The sequence below is a fragment of the Kribbella sp. genome (assembly GCF_035655035.1).
Taxonomy (GTDB): Bacteria; Actinomycetota; Actinomycetes; order Propionibacteriales; family Kribbellaceae; genus Kribbella.
The window spans coordinates 1-18969 of record NZ_DASRVN010000635.1; the positions used below are offsets into that span (position 1 = coordinate 1).

The 18969-nt window shown below is 69.1% G+C and carries 17 protein-coding genes; 2 read left to right on the forward strand and 15 right to left on the reverse strand.

Features of this window, described 5'->3' with window-relative positions; all coding sequences use genetic code 11:
• From VFF46_RS33295 to VFF46_RS33320, 6 genes are all read right to left on the reverse strand, one after another.
• Positions 1-755: neutral/alkaline non-lysosomal ceramidase N-terminal domain-containing protein (locus VFF46_RS33295; RefSeq protein WP_325041217.1), on the reverse strand; the 755-nt coding region annotated here is incomplete at its 3' end.
• Complete coding sequence (locus tag VFF46_RS33300; protein ID WP_325041218.1) at positions 752-1888, reverse strand: N-acetylglucosamine-6-phosphate deacetylase; 1137 nt, start codon at positions 1886-1888, stop codon at positions 752-754. The genes VFF46_RS33295 and VFF46_RS33300, both read right to left, overlap by 4 nt.
• A complete protein-coding gene (locus VFF46_RS33305) occupies positions 1885-2658 on the reverse strand; it encodes a sugar isomerase domain-containing protein (RefSeq protein ID WP_325041219.1) in 774 nt (257 codons plus the stop codon). Before VFF46_RS33305 ends, VFF46_RS33300 begins: the two co-directional genes overlap by 4 nt.
• Positions 2648-3403, reverse strand: coding sequence for a glucosamine-6-phosphate deaminase (locus tag VFF46_RS33310; protein WP_325041220.1), 756 nt, complete (start codon positions 3401-3403; stop codon positions 2648-2650). Before VFF46_RS33310 ends, VFF46_RS33305 begins: the two co-directional genes overlap by 11 nt.
• Positions 3400-4626 (reverse strand): AGE family epimerase/isomerase, encoded by a 1227-nt coding sequence (locus VFF46_RS33315; RefSeq protein ID WP_325041221.1) that lies wholly within the window; start codon positions 4624-4626, stop codon positions 3400-3402. Before VFF46_RS33315 ends, VFF46_RS33310 begins: the two co-directional genes overlap by 4 nt.
• Complete coding sequence (locus VFF46_RS33320) at positions 4619-6151, reverse strand: sodium:solute symporter family protein (protein ID WP_325041222.1); 1533 nt, start codon at positions 6149-6151, stop codon at positions 4619-4621. The genes VFF46_RS33315 and VFF46_RS33320 overlap by 8 nt, the downstream gene beginning before the upstream one ends.
• A 170-nt stretch (positions 6152-6321) precedes the next feature.
• Between VFF46_RS33320 and VFF46_RS33325 the strand changes: the two genes are divergently transcribed.
• A complete protein-coding gene (locus tag VFF46_RS33325) occupies positions 6322-7320 on the forward strand; it encodes a LacI family DNA-binding transcriptional regulator (RefSeq protein ID WP_325041223.1) in 999 nt (332 codons plus the stop codon).
• Positions 7321-7407: 87 nt separating this feature from the next.
• Here VFF46_RS33325 and VFF46_RS33330 read toward each other — a convergent pair whose 3' ends face one another.
• Genes VFF46_RS33330 through VFF46_RS33345 form a run of 4 tightly spaced genes read right to left on the reverse strand, consistent with a single transcriptional unit; the run spans position 7408 to position 12491 of the window.
• Entirely contained in the window at positions 7408-9333 is a 1926-nt protein-coding gene (locus VFF46_RS33330; RefSeq protein ID WP_325041224.1) for a glycoside hydrolase family 2 protein, read from the reverse strand.
• 48 nt (positions 9334-9381) lie between these two features.
• Complete coding sequence (locus tag VFF46_RS33335; RefSeq protein ID WP_325041225.1) at positions 9382-10224, reverse strand: carbohydrate ABC transporter permease; 843 nt, start codon at positions 10222-10224, stop codon at positions 9382-9384.
• Entirely contained in the window at positions 10221-11132 is a 912-nt protein-coding gene (locus VFF46_RS33340) for a sugar ABC transporter permease (protein ID WP_325041226.1), read from the reverse strand. Before VFF46_RS33340 ends, VFF46_RS33335 begins: the two co-directional genes overlap by 4 nt.
• Positions 11133-12491, reverse strand: a complete 1359-nt coding sequence (locus VFF46_RS33345) for a sugar ABC transporter substrate-binding protein (protein WP_325041227.1) — start codon at positions 12489-12491, stop codon at positions 11133-11135.
• 115 nt (positions 12492-12606) lie between these two features.
• Here VFF46_RS33345 and VFF46_RS33350 point away from each other — a divergent pair, with 115 nt between their 5' ends.
• Positions 12607-13614, forward strand: coding sequence for a LacI family DNA-binding transcriptional regulator (locus VFF46_RS33350; RefSeq protein ID WP_325041228.1), 1008 nt, complete (start codon positions 12607-12609; stop codon positions 13612-13614).
• On the opposite strand, the gene VFF46_RS33355 is transcribed toward VFF46_RS33350, so the two are convergent.
• The 5 genes from VFF46_RS33355 to VFF46_RS33375 are packed head-to-tail and all read right to left on the reverse strand — an operon-like array spanning position 13611 to position 18960.
• A complete protein-coding gene (locus VFF46_RS33355; RefSeq protein WP_325041229.1) occupies positions 13611-14990 on the reverse strand; it encodes an amidase in 1380 nt (459 codons plus the stop codon). The two genes, VFF46_RS33350 and VFF46_RS33355, sit on opposite strands and share 4 nt — an antisense overlap.
• Positions 14991-14998: 8 nt before the next feature.
• Positions 14999-15760 carry an SDR family oxidoreductase gene (locus tag VFF46_RS33360; RefSeq protein ID WP_325041230.1) on the reverse strand — a complete coding sequence of 254 codons (762 nt, stop codon included), beginning with the start codon at positions 15758-15760 and terminating at the stop codon, positions 14999-15001.
• An 11-nt stretch (positions 15761-15771) separates the two neighbouring features.
• On the reverse strand, positions 15772-17205 hold the full coding sequence (locus VFF46_RS33365) for an aldehyde dehydrogenase family protein (protein WP_325041231.1): 1434 nt from the start codon (positions 17203-17205) through the stop codon (positions 15772-15774).
• The gene (locus VFF46_RS33370; RefSeq protein ID WP_325041232.1) at positions 17202-18071 is read right to left on the reverse strand and encodes an ATP-binding cassette domain-containing protein; all 870 of its coding nucleotides are present in this window, start codon (positions 18069-18071) and stop codon (positions 17202-17204) included. Before VFF46_RS33370 ends, VFF46_RS33365 begins: the two co-directional genes overlap by 4 nt.
• Complete coding sequence (locus VFF46_RS33375) at positions 18064-18960, reverse strand: ABC transporter ATP-binding protein (protein ID WP_325041233.1); 897 nt, start codon at positions 18958-18960, stop codon at positions 18064-18066. The genes VFF46_RS33370 and VFF46_RS33375 overlap by 8 nt, the downstream gene beginning before the upstream one ends.
• Positions 18961-18969 lie beyond the last annotated feature (9 nt).

The following is an 18969-nucleotide window of genomic DNA, read 5'->3' on the forward strand; positions in this document are numbered from 1 at the left end:
GCAACGATCGCCGCGGCAATCGTCCGGCCGGCGGCTTCGGCGGACTCGAAGGTCCGGGCATCGTTCGTCTGCAAGGAGACCGACGCGCTCGCGGCATGCCCGGTGTTCGCGTCGCCGGCACATCCGGTCAGGAACAGGGCCACCGCTCCTGGGACGTGCTGCTCGACCAGCCGCCGGACGACCCCTGGGTAGTCGGCGGTCAGCAGGGTGTTGTCCGCGCCTAGCACTACCGGATGGCAGGCGTACGACGCCAGCACCGCGATGGGCCGTCCGTCGATTCCGACCAACCGGGCCACCGGCAACGAGCGGTCCACCGGCCCGTCCGACCGGCGACGGTTCCGGGCCACTACGACCTCGGCCCCGTACCCCGACAACAGGTGAGCCGGCCGGCGACGGCGTACCGCTTCCTCGACCACCTCGACGCAAGCCTGCTCCAGGCTCACCAACCACTCCTGATCCACTGCGTCCCCAAGCCGCCCGGGCATGCTGGCCGGCCCACCGTGGGTGTGCGTCGCATGCACGCGGACATTCGCCGTCGGCAACGAGACCCTCGCCGCCACTCGAACACAGAAGTCCTCATGCAGCCCGACCACGTCGACCGTCACCAGCGCCGTGTCGTCTACGCACACCGCGCGTACCGTGATCGGGTCGTGCACACCGGTCGACGGGCTCGAACGTGCCACGAACCCGGACATCGCGCCACCGACAGCCGGCGTGACGTCCGCGACCGCTGCCCCCGCGAGGACGGTACTCATACGGCTCGGCCCGAGCGGACGACAGAGCGCAGACGCAGCACGGAGTCGCCAGGGGCCCAGTCGAACAGCACCAGGTCCGCCCTCGCGCCCGGCCGCAGTACGCCGCGATCACCGGCGAACCGGCCCGGGTTCGCGGTCGCCATCCGGACAGCGTCACCCAGGCCTATCCGCGCCAGCCCGACTGCCGAGGCGACACCCTCCGCGAGTGAGCGCGCCGCTCCCGCGAGGTACGGCGTACCCGCGTAGGAGAGCCTGCCGTCGGCCGACAGGTCGACGGTCCCGCCGACCGGAGTCTCGTACGCGCCGGGCTCGCAACCGGCCAACGCGACCGAGTCGGACACCAGCAGGCTGCGTTCGATGCCCTTCGCCCGCACCATCGCCGTCAGCGCGTCGGAGGGAAGATGGTGGCCGTCGGCAATGAACCCGGCGGTCAGCCGATCCTCCGACAGCTGGGTCCAGAGGTGGTTGGGGTGCCGCGGCAGCATCGCCGCCGCACCGTTGCCGAGGTGGGTCGACAGTACCGCTCCCGCGTCCACCGCGGCGGTCACCTGCTCCGGGCTCGCCGCCGTGTGACCGAGCGAGACCCGGACGCCGGTCTGTGTGACAGCCCGTACGTAGTCCGCCGTACCCGGGTAGTGCGGCGACAGCGTGACGATGCCGACCAACCCACCACAGGCACGCTCCCAGCGCAGGAACTCCTCGAAGTCGGGCGGCCGGATGTGCTCCACCGGATGCACACCGCGGGCCCCCTCCTCGGGCGACAGGTGCGGACCCTCGACATGGACGAAGGGGATCGCGTCACGAGTGGCCTGATCGGCCTCGCGCGCGGCGGCGATCGCCCGCAGCGAGGCCACCATCTCGTCTTCGGCCGCGGTGATCACGGTCGGCGCGAAGCTCGTCGTTCCGGCTGCTGCCAGGGCGCGGCCGAGCTCGACCACGACCTCCGGGCTGACTTCGGGACCGTTGACGTCGAGGCCCGCGAACCCGTTCACCTGCAGGTCGACGAAACCAGGCGCCAGCCAACCGTCAACCGGCGCCTCGGCTGCTGACACATCGACGATGTGACCGCCATCGAGCCGGACCGTCACCGGCCGCCCGGTGGACGGATCGACTCCGCTGTACGCAATCGTCACAGTGCCTTGACCCGATCCCGGAAGCGCCCCAGGAAACGGCCGTTCGCCTCGTCGCCGCCGGGGGCGTTGCCGCTCCGCCAGATCGGCGGCTCGATGCCACGGGCAACAAGCCGGTTCACCGTGTGCAGCGTCAGGGCGTTCAGTACGAACGCGTTCGCGAACGTCGACACGGCCGCGATCCGCTCCTCGACACCGGGCACGTCGACCACCGCATCACCGATCGGCACCTTGGAGTCGACGGCTACGTCGACCAGGTCGTGCAGGTTCTGCCGGCTGGGATGCCGGGCCGGGTGCTCGGGCGCCGTCTGTTCGGCATGCGCCCGCGAGCTGATCCCGATCAGCCGCACACCGCGCTCCCGGGCCTCGAGCGCGGCGTCGATCAGGGCCGCGTTGATGCCGTAGGCGTTCACCAGGATCAGCAGGTCACCCTCGCCCAGGTCGCGGTCGCGAACCACGATCCGTCCGTACCCCGGCGTCCGCTCGATCGCCATCGACCGCAACGCGCCGTTCGACAGCAACGTGCCCTCGTCGAGGATCGCCGCGATGTGCATCAGCCCGCCGGCACGGAAGAACACCTCCTGCGCGGCCAGATTCGAGTGCCCGCCGGGCCCGAACACGTGCACCAAACGGTCCGCGGCGATCTGATCGGCGAGCAGCTCCGCCGCCGCCGCGATCGACGCCGACTCCTCGGCGTGAATCCGGAGCAGCAGCTCGTGGACCTGCTCCAGGTAGCCCAGGCTCAGCTTGTCCGCGGTGAAATCATCCGACATGGGCAGCCGACTCCTTGTCGAGGTAGAGGGTGCAGTCCGGGTGGCGTCGCAGTGCGGTCGCCGGACAGTCCGGACCGATCGGGTCGGTCACGGCGGACCGTACGGCGGCTGCCTTCGCCGCGCCAGGTACGACGCAGAACAGACGACCCGCGTCCAGCAGCCGCGGCACGGTCAGGGTGACTGCGGTTCTTGGAACGTCCTCGACGCGGGCGAAGCACTCGTCGTCGACCTGCTGCCGTCGACTTGCTTCGGCGAGCTCGACCACCCGCACCGGCTGCGGATCAGCCAGGTCGGCGTCCGGCGGATCGTTGAAGGCCAGGTGCCCGTTCACGCCGATACCGAGCACCACCACGTCGATCGGCGCGGCGGCCAGCTCGTCGGCGTACTGCCGAAGGGCCTCGGCAGGATCGCTGCCGGGATCGAGGAGATGGACGTTGCCCAGCGGGACGTGGTCGAACAGCGCGCCCTTCAGCCAATTGCCGAACCGCTGCGGCGCGTTCGGCGGCAGGCCGACGTACTCGTCCATGTGGAACGCGGTGACCCGGCTCCAGTCGACGCCCTCGGCCGTCCGCAGCCGCTCGAGCGTCTCCAGCTGACTCGGTGCGGCGGCGAGGATCATCCGTACGCCGTCCTGCCGGGCGAGCCGGCGCCGAAGCTCTGCCGCGATGTCGTCCCCCGCCGCCCGGCCGAGCGCCTCCCGATCGGGAAACACCTCCACCCGCGGCTGTGTCCCCGTCGTACTCACCGGTCCTCGGTCCTCTCGTCGTCGTACAGCAGTTCGGCCAGTAGCAGGAAGGACCTCGCGATGTGGAACGGGTCCTTCACCGGTAGCGCGACCGTGGCCTCCAGCGGCCTGCCGTCCCGGCGTCTGATCTGGATCCACTCCTTCCCCGGCCCGGCCGGGAAAGTGTCCATCGTGTAGTCGTACAGCTTCTGGTGCCAGTGGGCGAGGTCGTGGCGACCGATGGCCTTGGCGAGCAGCACCGTGGTGTAGATCGCCTCCGCGTGCGGCCACCACAGCTTGGTGTCCCAGGTGTCGACCACGAGCGCCTCGTACGAAGCGTCGGTACGACGGCCGGTCGGCGCACCGCCCTCGCGGTCGACGAAGCGGAACAGGCCGCCGTACTCGTCGTCCCAGTCCAGATCAAGAGCGTGCAGCGCGAGATCCCCGAGGCGTTCGGGGTCGGCGGCCAGTGTTCCGGGTGCAAGGTCCGCCGCGTGGTGCAGGAACCACAGCGCTTCGAGCGTATGACCAGGAGCCCGATGCCGGGTGAGCAGGAGGTCCTCGGCCGACGACGGCATCTCCATCACCTCGATGCCACGGACGAACGTCGTCTCGATCGCGGTCACAGCGTTCCGCACGACTTCCAGTGAGCGCTCGGACCCGGTCGCGCGATGTACCTGCTCGCCCACACCCAGCAGGATCATCGGCAGCGCGAAGGAGGCGTGGCCGGCTGGGACCGGGTACGGCTCGGAGCGGTAGGTGCCCGCGTGGATACGCTCGGCGGCTGCCAGCAGAATCCGTTCGGCCGCGTCGCCCCACTCAGGATCGTGCTGGGCGAGACCGGCGAAGCCGAGTCCCGCGAACAGGTCGGCGAAGACACTGACGCTGACCCCCTGGCCGGTGTCCCGCGGCGTACCCGCCCGATCGGTCACGTATGCCGTCGTACCGTCCGGGAGCACTGCGTGGTCGCGGACGAAGGTGGCTGTGGATCTGGCCAAGCCCAGGAACTGCTCGGGGTCGACGTCGAGCACTCCCCGACGGGCAGCCGCGGCGATTCGCGCGGTCAACCAGATCCAGCGACCTTGGGACCAGGTGTACTTGTCCGACGACACCAGGCTGGTTCCCGCATTGTCCCAGCAGGTCAGGACCCCGCCGTACTTCTCGTCAGGGCCGTGCGTCAGCCACCAGCCGAGCACGTCGTCGACAAGATGGTTGCGTACGGCAATGAAATCGGGCTCAGGCATGTGCGGACCCGACTGCGACCTCGTCGGCTGCGTCCGCGTCCGCGCCGAGTGCGTCGACGAGCGCCTCCGACTCCGGGTCGCGCCACGGCCGGACGAATCCGACCAGCACGAACACGATCAGCGAGCAGACCACGGGGCCGCCCACCTGGATCGCCGTCACCTTGTCCTTGGCGAGCTCGGCGATCCGGCCGTCGACGACATACCGAGTGATGAAGAAGACCAGCAGACCGAACGCCCAGGAAGCGATCGCGGCCGTCGGTCCGCAGCGCCGGAAGGCGGGTAGGAGGCCGAGCAGCATGGGGATCGCGATCGGTCCGACCAGGCCGCCGAACCAGAGAATCAACAGGCCGAGGACGCCGCCGAAGCTGTCCGCGGTGAGTGCGATGGCCATACTGAGCGCGATGAAGGCGAAGGTGCTGACCCGCCCGAAGACCAGCTCGGTCCGGCCGGTCATGTTCCGCGCACCGCGCCAGACGGCCGGCACGATGTCACGCGTGACCACCGCCGAGATCGCGTTCGCGTCCGAGCTGGTCATCGCCATCGTGTGCGAGAACAAGCCGGCCAGGACCAGGCCGACCAAGCCCATCGGGAGCAGGTGCTCGGTGAGCAGGGCGTACGACTGGTCCGGTTTCGCGAGGTTCGGCAACAGGATCGGTGCCGCCCACATCGGGAAGAACATGATCAAGGGCCAGACCAGGTACAGACCGCCGGACAGGAGTGCGGCCCGGCGGGCGGCGCTGCCACTCGGCGAGGCAATGAACCGCTGGGCGAGGTTCCAGGTGCCTCCGTTGTAGGACAGGGTGTTGATCAGCAGGTAGACCATCACGAACAGCACCGTGTACTGGCCGTTGAAGAGCTTCGCGTTTCCCTCCGGAAGGTCGCCCCACATCGTCCAGATCGCCGAGATCCCACCGAGCTTGGCAAGGGCTGCGACGAACAGCACGACGCCGGCGACCAGCTGGATGAGGAACTGACCGAGGTCGGTGAGGACGTCGGCCCACAGCCCGCCGACGGTCGAGTAGACCAGCGTGACGCCGCCGGTGATGAGCACACCCCAGCCGACCGGCACGCCGGCGAAGACGTTCAGCAGCAGGGCTGTCGCGGTCCACTTGGCACCCACGTCGAAGACCTTCAGCGCCGTACCGCTCCACGCCAGCAACTGCTGGGTCGGCAGGTTGTACCGGATCTTCAGGTACTCCAGGGGCGAGATGACACCGAGCCGCTGCCGCAGCCGTGGCCAGCGCGGAGCGAACAGGAAGGCTCCCACGACCATTGCGAAGGTGATGCCGAGCGCCCACCAGACATAGAGGACGAACCCCTGCGTGTAGGCGATCGCGGCGTACGCGACGAAAACCGCCGAGCTGTAGCCGGACATGTGGTGCGAGATCCCCGACAGCCACCAGGGCATCCTGCCGCCGGCGGTGAAGAAGTCGGCGGCGTCGTGGACGCGCGCCTTCGCCCACAACCCGATCACCACCATCACGACGAAGTAGCCGCCGACGACCAACCAGTCCAAAGGTGCCACGGAAGTCTCCCTTGCTTGCCCGACGGCCTCCGGCGGCGCGACCTGACCATGCGCGTCCCGGCACTCGCGTAACGATGCCGTGCAACCGGTTGCACGTCAAGCTGTGAAGACAAAATTCCCGACTGGGTCCCCGCCGGGCCCGGACTGGATGCGGCACGTAAAGTACCCATGTGGCGCAGCAGCGAGGTACGGGGAAGTCGCCGACCATCAGTGAGGTGGCGGCGGCCGCCGGCGTGTCGAAGTCAACGGTGTCCCGCGCGTTCTCACGGCCGCAGATGATCACCGCGGAGACCGTCGCGCACGTGATGGAGGTCGCCACGCGGCTCGGGTACGTGCCGAACCACACCGCCCAGGCGCTCAGTACGGGACGTGCCGGCACGGTAGCGATCGTCGTACCGGACATCGCCAATCCCTTCTTCCCGCCACTGATCCGCGGCGCCCAGGCGGCCGCCGACCAGGCCGGCTTCAGCTTGCTTCTCGGCGACGCCGACGAGGACCCGACCCGGGAGGACGTCGTGGTCGGCAAGCTCGGCCGGCAGACCGACGGGATCGTCCTGGCGTCGTCGCGAATGACCGAGGAACAGATCAGCACGCACGCCGAGCGCCGGCCGCTCGTGCTGATCAACCGCGACGTCGCCGGACTGCCGCGGGTCCTGATCGACACCTCGACCGGGATCGCGGCCGCGGTCGAGCACCTGGCCGAGCTGGGTCATCGGCATCTCGTCTACGTGAGTGGACCGACGTCGTCGTGGTCGAACGCGGAGCGTCGCCGCGCCGTCCGTGCCGCCGGACGCCGGCTCGGTCTCAAGGTCAGCGCGGTGGCTGCACGACGATCGACGTACGACGCCGGCGTTCAGCATGTCGGTGCGATCCTGGACACCGGAGCGTCGGCGGCGATCGCGTTCGACGACTTGCTGGCCCAGGGGATCCTGGCGGGACTGTCCGCGCGAGGGTTCGTCGTACCGGAGCAGTTCAGCGTGGTCGGCTGCGACGACGTCCTGGCCGCGACGATGTCGCCGCCGTTGACGACAGTGTCCGCCCACGGCGCCGACGCCGGGCGAACCGCCGTCGAGCTCTTGCTGTCCTACCTGGGCGGAGACCACACAGCTGAGCGACGCGTGCTGGACACCACGCTGGTGGTGCGCGCGACGACCGCACCACCAGCCTGAGTATTCAGCCGAAGTCGACGGACCGGCCGACGTGCGCCCACCGCTCGACTGGAGGGCGGCTTCCTGGGTCGGTTCGGGAGGTGCGGGTCAGTTCGGGTTGTCGGCAGGGTTGATGTCGACGAACGTCCGGGCGACGACGGCGCCGGTCGCGTCGGTGATCCACAGGTCCGCGCGACCGGGCTGTGACACCGTGATCTCGGTCGGCTCGTTCACCGTGAACGGCTTGACCTCCACGGGCGCCGATCCGGACGGCCATCGCAGGCTGCCCAGCAACGGCTCGGGCCCGTGGTGCGAGACGCGAACGAAGATCGACGCCGGGCCGCCCTCGAGCACGAGGTCCCGGCCGGGTGCCTCCGGGATGATGTCGACGATCAGAACGGTCTCGGCGTGCACATCGGACGGGACCACGCCGCCGAGGTCCTTGGTCCGGCGGTCGTAGGTGTAGATGCCGACGGTCTCGTGCTCGATGTCGTACAGCTCGGTGTAGATGTACCCGGAGTTCCGCGGATGCCGGCGAAGCTCCTGGGTCTGCCACCGCAGGTGCCACCCGCGCTCCACGCTGGTCGACCCGCCACCGTACTCACCGTTCAGTTGCACCTTGTCCGTCGCGTCGAACCCCGGTGCCGCGATCGCCTTCTCGGCCACGAAGTCCGGGCCTAGCCGGACCGGGAAGCGACCGTCCGCGGCGTTGATCAACCGGTCCACGATCCCCGCCCACGACCCTACGTTCTCGTCGTAGTAGTGCCAGTCGACCAGATCGGTCTCGACATGTGCCCATCCCGAGTTGTCGACAATCGGACGAGTCGGATCCGCGTCCTTGATGATCCGGTACGCGCGCCGGACCGCGTCCTGCTTCGCCGGATCGCCCGGGACGTCCCAGTCCAGGCCCCACTCCTCGTTGTACGCGCCCCAGATCACGATGCTCGGGTGGTTGCCGTCCCGCGCGACCATCCCGGCCGCCACCTCTTCGAACGCGGCGACCGCCGAGGCCGTGAACCGCCCGGTCGACGGCGGCTCGGCCCAGACGAGCATGCCGAGCCGGTCAGCCCAGTACAGCCAGCGCGGGTCCTCGAGCTTGATGTGCTTGCGCACCAGGTTGAACCCGGCCGCCCGCGCGAGTTCCAGGTCCCGGCGCAACGCCTCGTCGCTCGGTGCCGCATGTCCGCCGGCCGGCCAGAAGCCCTGGTCGAGGACGCCCCGGACGTAGGTCGGTGCGCCGTTCAGCACGAGGTTGTTGCCCTGCCACTCGATCGTCCGCAACCCGGTGTAGCCACGCACCGTGTCCGCGCCGGCGGTCACGATCACGTCGTACAGATGTGGATTGTCGACAGTCCACAATCGGGGCTCGGGGATCGGCAGCGTCACGGTCCCGGGCCATTCGTCGTACTCACGGACCACGACCCCCGGGATCTCGATGCGCACCGGAGACGGCCCGGTCATCGTGATCTCGATGCTGTCCGCCGCCGGACGGAGCTCGAGCTTCGAGATGTGGTCGGCAGGTCGCGGTTCCAGCCAGACGGTCTGCCAGATCCCGCTCGACGGCGTGAACGCGCACCCGTCGTAGTCGTCGGCCGGCATACTACGCTGCTTGCCGTGCGGGATGAACCGCTTGTTGGTCGGCGCATCCACCTGTACGACGAGCTCACCCGCGCCGTCGTCCAGCAGGTCGGTGATGTCGGCCTCGAACGGAAGGTATCCGCCGGTGTGCTCGACGGCGAGCGCACCGTTCACCCACACGGTCGCGTGGTGATGGACGGCGCCGAAGTGCAGGATGGTCCGCTCCCCCGCCCAGTCCGCCGGTCGCTCGATCCGCCGCCGGTACCAGGCCTTCGGCAGCCAGTGCGCGACCACGCCGGAGGCGGGATGCTCCCACGGGAACGGGACGACGATGGTCTCGCCGAACTGATCGGGTTCGCGGGCGAAGTCCCATGCGCCGTTCAGGTTCAGCCAGCGGTCCGACCGGTCGAAATGCGGCCGGGGGTACTCGGGACGTGGTGTGGTCAGACTGTTCACAAGTGTTTCTCTCCCAGCGAACGAAGCGAAAGAAGCGGGGCGCGCCCGTCAGCCCTTGAGGCTGCCGGCCATGACGCCTTTGATCAGGTGACGTTGCAGGACGACGAACACGATCAGTACCGGGATCGCCGCCACGGTGCTTGCCGCGAGCAACTGGCCCCAGACGCTGGTCCAGTCCGCGCCCAGCTGGCCCGAGCGGATGTTCTGCGCGAGCGCCGAGAGCATCACCTGCAGGGTCTGGTGCTGCTCGTCGTTCACCGCGACCACCGGCCAGACGAAGTCGTTGTAGATGTTGATGAAGGTCAGTACGCCGAGCGCGGCGAGGCCGGGCCGGATCACCGGAAGCACGATGCTCAGGAAGATCCGCAGCTCACCGGCACCGTCCACCCGCGCCGCGTCGAGCAACTCGTCCGGGATCGCCAGGATCACCTGCCGCATCCAGAACACCCCGAACGCGTCGATGGCGCCGGGCAGGATCAGCGCCTGGAACGTGCTCACCCAGCCGAGCTGACTCATCTCGAGCAGCAACGGGATCAGCAGCACGAGCGTCGGCAGCATCAACGTGGTCAGCACGGTCGCGAACAGCAGCCGCTTGCCCGGGAAGACGTACTTCGCGAACGCGAAACCCGCCATCGGGCAGAAGATCATCGTCAGCGCACCCTTGGCCACCACCACGATCGCGGTGTTCCGGAACCCGGTGCCGATCGGGATCGTGTCCAGCATCGACCGGAAGTTCGTCAGGGTCAGCTTGGTGGGGTCGAAGCTGAACGGGCTCGAGATGATGTCCGCGCCGGGCTTCAGCGACGAGACCATCATCCACAGCAACGGTGCGAGGCTGATCAGGCCGGCCACGGTGAGCAGGCAGTAGCGGCCGAGCGCTCCCAGTTTCATGAGTCCTCCCTCGAGCGCAGCAAGCGGATCGACGCGAGCGACAGCGCCAGCACCATCACGACGAGCAGCATCGAGTTCGCGGCCCCGAGTCCGAGGTCGGAGTTGGTGATGTGCTTGTAGAGGTACAGCCCGGCGGTCCTGGTCGCGTTGAACGGACCACCCGCGGTCACGACGTACGGCTCGGCGAACAACTGGAAGACGGTCAGGGTGCCGATCACGACGACGAAGCTCAGCGTGCGCGTCACCAGCGGCACGGTGATCGACCAGAACTGGTGCCACGCGCCCGCGCCGTCGATCGTCGCCGCCTCGTAGACGTCCGCGGGGATCGTCGACAATCCGGCCATCAACAAGATGACGGCGTACCCGGTCGTGCGCCAGAGCACGAGCAAGGCGATCGTGATCTTCGCACCTGCGGCGGTGGTCAACCAGCCGATCGCAGGCAATCCGATCGACGACAATCCGTGGTTCACCGCGCCGAAGTCCTTGTCGAACAGGATGATCCACACCTGCGCCATCGCCACCAGCGGCGTCACGAACGGCGCGATCAGCGCGGCACTGAACACACCGCGGAACCTTGCCTTGCGCAACGCCACCGCGATCGTCAGCGCGACCAGCACCTGTGCCGGTACGACGAGCAACCAGAGCACACCGGAGGTCGCCATCGACTGCCAGAAGTCCGGGCTGGTCAGCAGGTACCGGTAGTTCGCCAGTCCGATGATCTTCAGCGCACCAGCGCCGTGCCAGTTGGTGAAGCTCAGCTGGAGCGCGAAGAAGATCGGATAAGCGCTGAAGGCGGCGAACACGACAAGGAACGGCGCAACGAACAGGTACGGCGCGGCCGGGACCCGGCGCCTCCGAACCGGCCGAGCGGTTTGCCGGGTCGTGCCCGCTTCGATGAGGGTCGCCATTCAGTTCGGCCCCATCAGGTTCTTCTGGATCTGCGATGCCGACGTCTTCAGCACCTCGTCCGGGCTCATCTGACCGGCCAGCAGCTTCTGCACGTTGACACCGAAGTAGTCGACGGCCTTCCCCCACCAGGTGGGAACCGTGTAGCCGCCCGGCACCTGCTTGCCTGCCTCGACGGCAACCTTCCACAGGTCCTGCCCACCGAGTGCCTCGAGCGGCTTGAACAGCGGAGCGTTCGGATCGAGAGCCGGCAGGTACGACGGGATCGACGTGTTCAGGCCGTTCGGGTACACCTCGTTCGACCCGTAGACCGTCGAGTACCCCTCCTTGCTGAAGACCAGGTGCTCGTACAGCCGCCACGCCAGCTCGGGGTTCTTCGCCTTGGCCGGAATGACGAAGGACGAGCCGCCCATCACGCCGGCCCGCGCGCCGCCGGACTGCCACGCAGGGAGCGCCGTCGCCCGCCACTTGCCCTTGCTTGCCTTCAGCAACTGCTGCGGCGCGAACACGAACCACTGGGCCCACGGCACGAACACCTGGGTGCCGTTGTCCTGCGTCTGTAGATCGGTCGGCTGGGTGTACTTCGCCAGCGTGCCGAGCTGCTCGGACCGGACCTTGTCCAGCCAGGTCAGCGCATTCCGGTACGGATCGGAGTCGATCGTGAGCTTGCCGTCGGCACCGATCATCGCCCCGCCCTGCTGGTTGGCGAACATGTCGATCCACAGCTGCGCGAGGAACTGGTCGTTCTCGAGGTGGATCGGCTTCGCCTTCGGGAACTTCTCCCGGACGGTCCGGGCCGCGCCGAGCAGCTCGTCGTACGTGGTCAGACCGGCCGGATCGACACCGGCCTGGGTGACGATGTCGTCGCGGTAGAACAGCAGGCCGGGGTCGAGGTCCCACGGCACCGCGACGATCTTCCCGTCGACGGTCACCACACCGAGCTTGTACGGCGCGATGTCCGGCTTGTACTGCTCGATCAGCTGGCTGAGGTCGTACAGGTGCGGTGCGACACCGGTGAGCAGCGCGTCGTCGTAGAACGCGCCGTCCGGCACGCCGGCGCCGCTGATCAACGTGGCCGGGAGCTTGGCGTTCACGTCGACGGCCACGTGGTTGACCTTGACCTGCGGGTATTTCGCGGTGAACGACGCGATCGCCTGGTCGAACACCTTGTAGAGGTCGCCGGTGCGGTCCCAGATGGTGATCTCGCCGGACGGTGGTTTGGTCGCGCTGCTGCGCGGCAGCGAACTGCTGCCGGTGGTGCCGCCCGGGGCACAGGCGGCGAGGCCGCCGGCGATCGCGGCGGCACCCGCGCCGCGGAAGAGCGTACGGCGCGAAAGCGGTACGGAAAGAGGATTGGTCATGTTGCGTTCCCTCATGACTTCTGCCGAGCTTGCAACGTTGCAAGTATTGCTGGAGACGCTAAGGTTGCAACGTTGCAAGTGTCAAGAGTCAGCCGTCCACGAAATGAGGTGCAGGGTGGCCGCCACACTCCGCGAGGTCGCCGAGCTGGCCGGTGTCTCGGTCCGGACGGTGTCGAACGTCGTGAACGACTTCCCGCAGGTCGCGGCCGAGACCCGGGCCCGCGTGCAGCGGGCGCTCGACGAGCTCGGCTACCAGCCGAACGCGGTCGCCCGGACCCTGCGGAACGGGCGCTCCGGCCTGATCGCCCTCGTCCTGCCCGAGCTCGACGTGCCGTACTTCGCCGAGCTCACCCGGGCCGTGATCGAGCAGGCGGCGCTCGCGGGGTACACGGTCGTGGTCGACCAGACCGACGGCGATCCGGTCCGGGAGCGCGAACTTGTGATGCGGGGCAGCCGGGCGGCGATGTTCGACGGGCTGATCTTCAACCCGCTCGCGCTCGGCGGCGCCGACCTGCGCGACCGGCCGTCGTCGACACCGGTGGTGCTGCTCGGTGAGCGGGTCGTCGAGGGCGGGCTCGACCACATCATGATCGACAACATCGGCGCCGCCGAGCTCGCGACCCGGCATCTGATCGAGCTCGGCCGGCAGCGGATCGCGGCGATCGGTGATCAGTTCGACGTGACGCGGCAGACCGGTCAGCTGCGAACGCAGGGCTACCGGGCCGCGCTCCAGGCCGCCGGACGCGAGGTCGTCCCGGAGTTGGTGAGCTCCACCGAGTTCTTCCACCGGGCCGACGGCGCGGCCGCGATGAGCGAGCTGCTCGCACTCCCCCAGCCGCCCGACGCGGTCTTCTGCTACAACGACCTGCTCGCACTCGGCGCGCTGCGCACCATCCTCAGCCGCGGCCTCCGCGTGCCCGACGACATCGCGCTGGTCGGCTTCGACGACATCGAGGACGGCCGCTACAGCACCCCCAGCCTGACCACGATCAGCCCGGACAAGACCCAGATCGCCAAGAACGCCGTACAACTCCTCCTGGACCGCCTCGACGGCGACCGCTCCGCCCCCACCGAACTCGCCGCCGACTACACCCTCGAAATCCGCGAGAGCACCACCGGCTAGCCGGAAATGGACGCGCTGGGCCACGGACGGGTGGGCAGGCGGACTTCCAGGTAGGCGGCCAGCGCCAGAGCCCGTAGGTCTTGGTGGTGGGGTACGGCGAGTTGCGCGCCGATCGGGAGCCCGTCGCGGGAGAAGCCGGCGTTGACGGTGGTCGCGGGGTGGTGGGACATGTTGTACGGAACGGTGAACGCGATGTGTTCGAAGGGCTTGGCGGGGTCGTCGGTCGGATAGGCGAGTTCGGCCGGGAAGGCCGTGATCGGGGCGACCGGCGACAGGATCACGTCGTACGTCGTGAAGACCCGCGTGACGGCGGCGGCCATCGCGCCCATCTGGCTGTACCCGTGGAACACGTCGGCGGCGGTGAGATCCGACGCGGTCGACACCCACTGACGGATCTGCGGCAGGACCTTGGCGCGGCGTTCCTCGGGGAGGGCCGCGATGTCGGTGGCGGAGCGGATCCGCCAGAAGCGGTCGAGGCCGTCGAGCATCTCGCGGGTGATGATCGGCGGGATCGGTTCGACGATCGCCCCGGCCTGTTCGAGCGACGAGGCGGTCGCCGACACCGCGGCGGTGACCTCGGGATCGACGGGCAGCCCGACGCCCGCGTCCAGCAGCAGCGCGACCCGCAAACCCTTCAGTTGTACGTCGAACAAATCCGATGCCAAGGGCAACGAGGTGTGGTCGCGCGGGTCGTACCCCTGCATCACCGACAACGCCAGCGCAGCGTCGCCCGCGGTTCGCGTCAACGGCCCGATCGCGCGCCCGGCGTACGGGTTCCCGACGGCGATCCGCCCGTGCGTCGGCTTCAGCCCGGCCAGCCCGCACCACCCGGCCGGCAACCGGATCGACCCGCCGATGTCCGTACCGACGTGGATCGGCCCGTACCCTGCCGCCGCCGCGGCCGCCGCGCCCGCGCTCGATCCGCCCGCGGTCTTGGTCAGGTCCCACGGGTTCCGCGTCAGCCGGTGGAAGGTCGACACCCCCGACGACAACATCCCGTACTCCGGCATCGTCGTCTTGCTGAAGATCACCGCCCCGGCCGTTCGCAGCCGCGCCGCCGCGGGCGCGTCCTCCGCGGCCGGTACCAGCACGGTCGCCGCGGTCCCTTGCGGTACGGGCGTTCCGCGCGTCGCGATGTTCTCCTTGACGGTCACCGGTACGCCGTCCAGCGCCTCCGCCGTACCGTCCCGCCACCGGCGCTCCGACTCCTGCGCGGCGGCCCGCGCGCCGGCCTCGTCCAACGCGTAGAGCGCGCAGATCTCGGGTTCCCGGGCGGCGACCCGCTCCAGGACGTCGGAGATCACCTCGACAGGCGACAACGAACCGTCTCGGTACTTCGCCAGGAGTTCGACTGCGGTCAGGTCGGCGAGACTCATACAACCTCCTAGTTCGGTGGTTCGAAGCGGCCGTCGACCGCGGTCCAGCCGCCGTCGACCGCGAGGACGCTGCCGGTGACGAAGCTCGCCGCGTCCGAGGCGAGGTAGACGACCGCACCGGCGAGCTCGTGCGGCTGTGCCCAGCGGCCGAGCGCGCCCTTCTGCGCGTAGGCGTCGTACCAGCCCTGGTCGGCCTTGATCTGCGCGGTCAGCGGGGTCTCGACGACGCCAGGGGCGATCGCGTTCGCGCGGACGCCGGACGGGCCGAGCTCGGCGGCGGCGGTACGGAGCAGTTGGACGAGACCTGCTTTCGTTGCCGCGTACACCGATTGCCCCGGCTCGACCGTCGTACCGCGGATCGAGCTGAAGCCGATGATGCTGCCACTCCCCCGCTCCGCCATCCCGCGGCCGAAGGCCCGGACGATCTGGAACGACGCCCGCAGGTTCAACGCCACGACCCGGTCGAACTCGTCCACCGTGTAGTCGAGGATCCGCTTCCGCACGTTCGTCGCCGCGGTGAACACCAGCACGTCAACAGGATCCAGCTCCGCGACAGCCCGCTCGATCGCCACGTCATCAAGAACATCCAACGCGTACGCCGTCAGCTCGGAGCCGGCTGTTGCAACGGCCGAGGCAAGATCCCGATCGGCACATGTCACCCGCGCACCGTGCGCCGCGAGGGCCAGCGCGCTGGCACGGCCGATTCCGCTGCCGGCGCCGATTACCAGCGCGTGCTTGCCGTCCAGCCGGAAGAGGTTCGCGTAGTCCATCTGTTCACCTGTCATGGCCGCGGGCGGATGATCGCCATCCGGGTCGTGGTCAGTTCCTCGATCGCGAACCGCGGGCCTTCCCGGCCGGTGCCGGAGTCCTTGACGCCGCCGTACGGCATCACGTCGGACCGGAACCCGGGGACGTCGTTGATCACCACTCCCCCGACCTCGAGCCGGTCGATCGCGGCGAAGGCGGTGTCCAGCGACGACGTGAACACACTCGCCTGCAGGCCGTACCGCGTCTCGTTCACCGCGCGCAGCGCACTGTCCACGTCAGGAACCGACCGTACGGCGATCACCGGCCCGAAGATCTCCTCGTCCCACGCCGGCAGCCCGTCCGGTACGTCGGTGAGCACGGTCGGCCCGAGTTCGTCGCCGGGAGACGCGTAAGCGACGGCAGCACCCGCATGGACGGCATCGCCGACCCACTCGCGAACACGGGACGTCGCGGCGGGATTGATGAGGGCGGACACCCGCGTCAACGGATCCCGCGGATCACCGACCACCACACCAGGAAGCCGAGCGCCGAGTTTCTCCAGCAACGCCTCACGGACGGACGAGACCACGATCACCCGCTGCACCGAGATGCAGGCCTGCCCGGAGGCGTAGTACCCGCCGCGCACGATCGCGGCCGCGGCCGCGTCCAGGTCGGCGTCGTCGGCAACGACCAGCGCGGAGTTCGAGCCGAGCTCCAGCAGTACCTTCGTGGGCGCCGCGTCCCGGGCGATCCGATGCCCGACGGCGGCCGATCCGGTGAACGACACCGCACCGATCCGCGGGTCCGTGGTCAGCGCCGCACCAACCTCCGGCCCGCCGGTGACGACCTGCAACGCGCTCGAAGGCGCCCCAGTATCGGCCAACGCCGACCGCATCAGGTGCGCGAGCCAGAGTGTGGCGAGCGGAGTCTGCGGCGCGGGCTTCACGATGATCGGGCAGCCGGCCGCGAACGCGGGCGCGATCTTGTGGGCCGCGAGCAACAACGGGTAGTTGAACCCGGTGATCCCGACGACCACTCCGATCGGCTTCCGCACCCAGAACCCCTGCAGCCCTTCGCCGCTCGGCAACAGGTCGAGCGGTACGGTCTCGCCGTGCAGCCGCGCGACCTCCTCGGCCGAGGTCTCCAGCGTGAGCAGCGTCCGGTCGATCTCCACCCGGCAGTCGACGAGCGGCTTCCCGGTCTCCAGCACCAGCAGGTCCACGAACGCGTCCCGCTCGGAAAGGACCGCGGAATGCACGTCCCGCAGGACTTTCCGGCGCACGTACGATGGCAACCGGCCGACCGTTTCCCGGACGGCGAGCGCGTTCCCGAGGGCGGCCCGCGCGATCGCGACATCTCCGACCGGGGCGTCCGCGACCGGCGTACCGTCGTACGGGAAGATCACCGGAACGCTCGCCGGTGCCTCGATCCACGACTCGCCGATCGGCAAGCCGGTGGGGAACTTCATGCGGATTCTCCCTTCGCGAGCAGGTCGGACGTGGTCGCGCCGGACAGGGCGCGCTGCAGCGTCGGGATCGCCGAGACCAGGCGCTGCGTGTACGGATGCCGCGGGGCGGCGTACACGTCCGCGGTGTAGCCGGTCTCGACGATCTGGCCGGCGTTCATCACGGCCACGCGGTCGCAGACGTGTTTGACCACGGACAGGTCGTGGGAGACGAACACCAGGGTCAGGTCGAGTTCGTCGACGAGGTCCGAGATCAGGTTCAGGACCTGGGCGCGGACCGAGACGTCGAGCGCGCTGACCGGCTCGTCGGCGATCAGGATCCGCGGTCGCGGGGCGAGGGCGCGGGCGATCGAGATCCGCTGCCGCTGGCCGCCGGAGAACTGGTGCGGGTACCGGTCGCCGGCGTCCGCGGAGAGGCCGACGGCTTCGAGCAGCTCGCGGACCCGTTGCCCGGAGGCGGGATGGCCTTGTACGACGAGGGGTTCGGCGATGATGTCGCGGACCCGCATCCGCGGATCGAGCGAGCTCATCGGGTCCTGGAAGACGAGTTGCAGGTTCTCCCGGAGCGGCCGGAGCCGGCGTTCCGGGAGGTGGGTGATGTCGGTGCCTTCGACGAGGACGCGACCGGAGGTGGCGCGGTCGAGGGCGGCGATGATCCGGAGCAGGGTGGACTTGCCGCAGCCGGACTCGCCGACGATGCCGAACCGCTCGCCCTGCTTGACCTCCAGGCTGACACCGCGCAACGCATGCACGACGGGAGCTGGTTTCAGAACGGAGGCGCGCGGGCGGGGGTAGTCGCGCACCAGGTCGACGACCTGGATCGCGGTCGGGATCTCCCGCGCATTCGGTGCTGCGGCACGCTCAGTCATCGGTGCCTCCGGCCGGATGATGACAGGCGAAGCCTTGGGCCTCGGCCCCGATCCACCCCGGCGTCTCCTCGCAGAGTGCGGTCGCGTGCGCGCACCGGGTCCGGAAGACGCAGCCCGACGGGAACTTCCCGGCGGACGGTACGTTTCCGGGGATCGTAGTGAGATGACGGGAGGCCGTCTCGAGGTCGGAGGCGGCGAGCAGACCTTCGGTGTACCGGTGCCGGGGCCGCGTGAACACCTCGGCGACAGGACCAGCCTCCACGACACGACCGCCGTACATCACCAGCACCCGTTCGCACACGGTAGCGACGACCGCGAGGTCATGCGTGATGAACAGCAGCGCGGACGAGCGATCCACGACTCCGCGAACGATCAGGTCAAGCACGAGAGCCTGCACGGTGACGTCCAACGCCGTGGTCGGCTCGTCGCAGATCAGCAGCGCCGGATCGTTGGCCAGGGCAAGCGCCAGTACAACTCGTTGCCGTTGGCCACCGGACAGCTGGTGCGGATACGCCCGTGACGTGTCCAACGGCAGCTGCACCCGCTCCAGCAACGCGGCCGTCGCCTCCCGGGCCGCTGGTTTGGCCAACGTTTTGTGGATCAGCATCGCCTCGGTGATCTGGTCGCCGATCCGCATCGTCGGGTTCAGCGCGGTCATCGGCTCCTGGAACACCATCGCGATGTCCCGGCCGCGAACCCGCGACATCCGCCGCTCGTCCGCACCCACCAGCTCGTGGTCGACACCGTCGAGCCGCACCGAACCACCGGCCCGGACGTCCTCCGGCAGCAATCCGAGAATGCTCAATGCGGTCAGCGACTTGCCCGACCCGGACTCCCCGATCAGCCCGACCCGCTCCCCCGCCCCCACGGTCAGGTCCACGTCCGACACCAGCGCCGT

What these genes read in the sequence shown, in the direction of transcription:
- VFF46_RS33305 (WP_325041219.1), bottom strand. Translation starts at nt 2,658, where the DNA reads ATGTCGGATGATTTCACCGCGGACAAGCTGAGCCTGGGCTACCTGGAG.
- VFF46_RS33315 (WP_325041221.1), bottom strand. Translation starts at nt 4,626, where the DNA reads ATGCCTGAGCCCGATTTCATTGCCGTACGCAACCATCTTGTCGACGAC.
- VFF46_RS33335 (WP_325041225.1), bottom strand. Translation starts at nt 10,224, where the DNA reads ATGAAACTGGGAGCGCTCGGCCGCTACTGCCTGCTCACCGTGGCCGGC.
- VFF46_RS33340 (WP_325041226.1), bottom strand. Translation starts at nt 11,132, where the DNA reads ATGGCGACCCTCATCGAAGCGGGCACGACCCGGCAAACCGCTCGGCCG.
- VFF46_RS33345 (WP_325041227.1), bottom strand. Translation starts at nt 12,491, where the DNA reads ATGACCAATCCTCTTTCCGTACCGCTTTCGCGCCGTACGCTCTTCCGC.
- VFF46_RS33355 (WP_325041229.1), bottom strand. Translation starts at nt 14,990, where the DNA reads ATGAGTCTCGCCGACCTGACCGCAGTCGAACTCCTGGCGAAGTACCGA.
- VFF46_RS33360 (WP_325041230.1), bottom strand. Translation starts at nt 15,760, where the DNA reads ATGGACTACGCGAACCTCTTCCGGCTGGACGGCAAGCACGCGCTGGTA.
- VFF46_RS33365 (WP_325041231.1), bottom strand. Translation starts at nt 17,205, where the DNA reads ATGAAGTTCCCCACCGGCTTGCCGATCGGCGAGTCGTGGATCGAGGCA.
- VFF46_RS33370 (WP_325041232.1), bottom strand. Translation starts at nt 18,071, where the DNA reads ATGACTGAGCGTGCCGCAGCACCGAATGCGCGGGAGATCCCGACCGCG.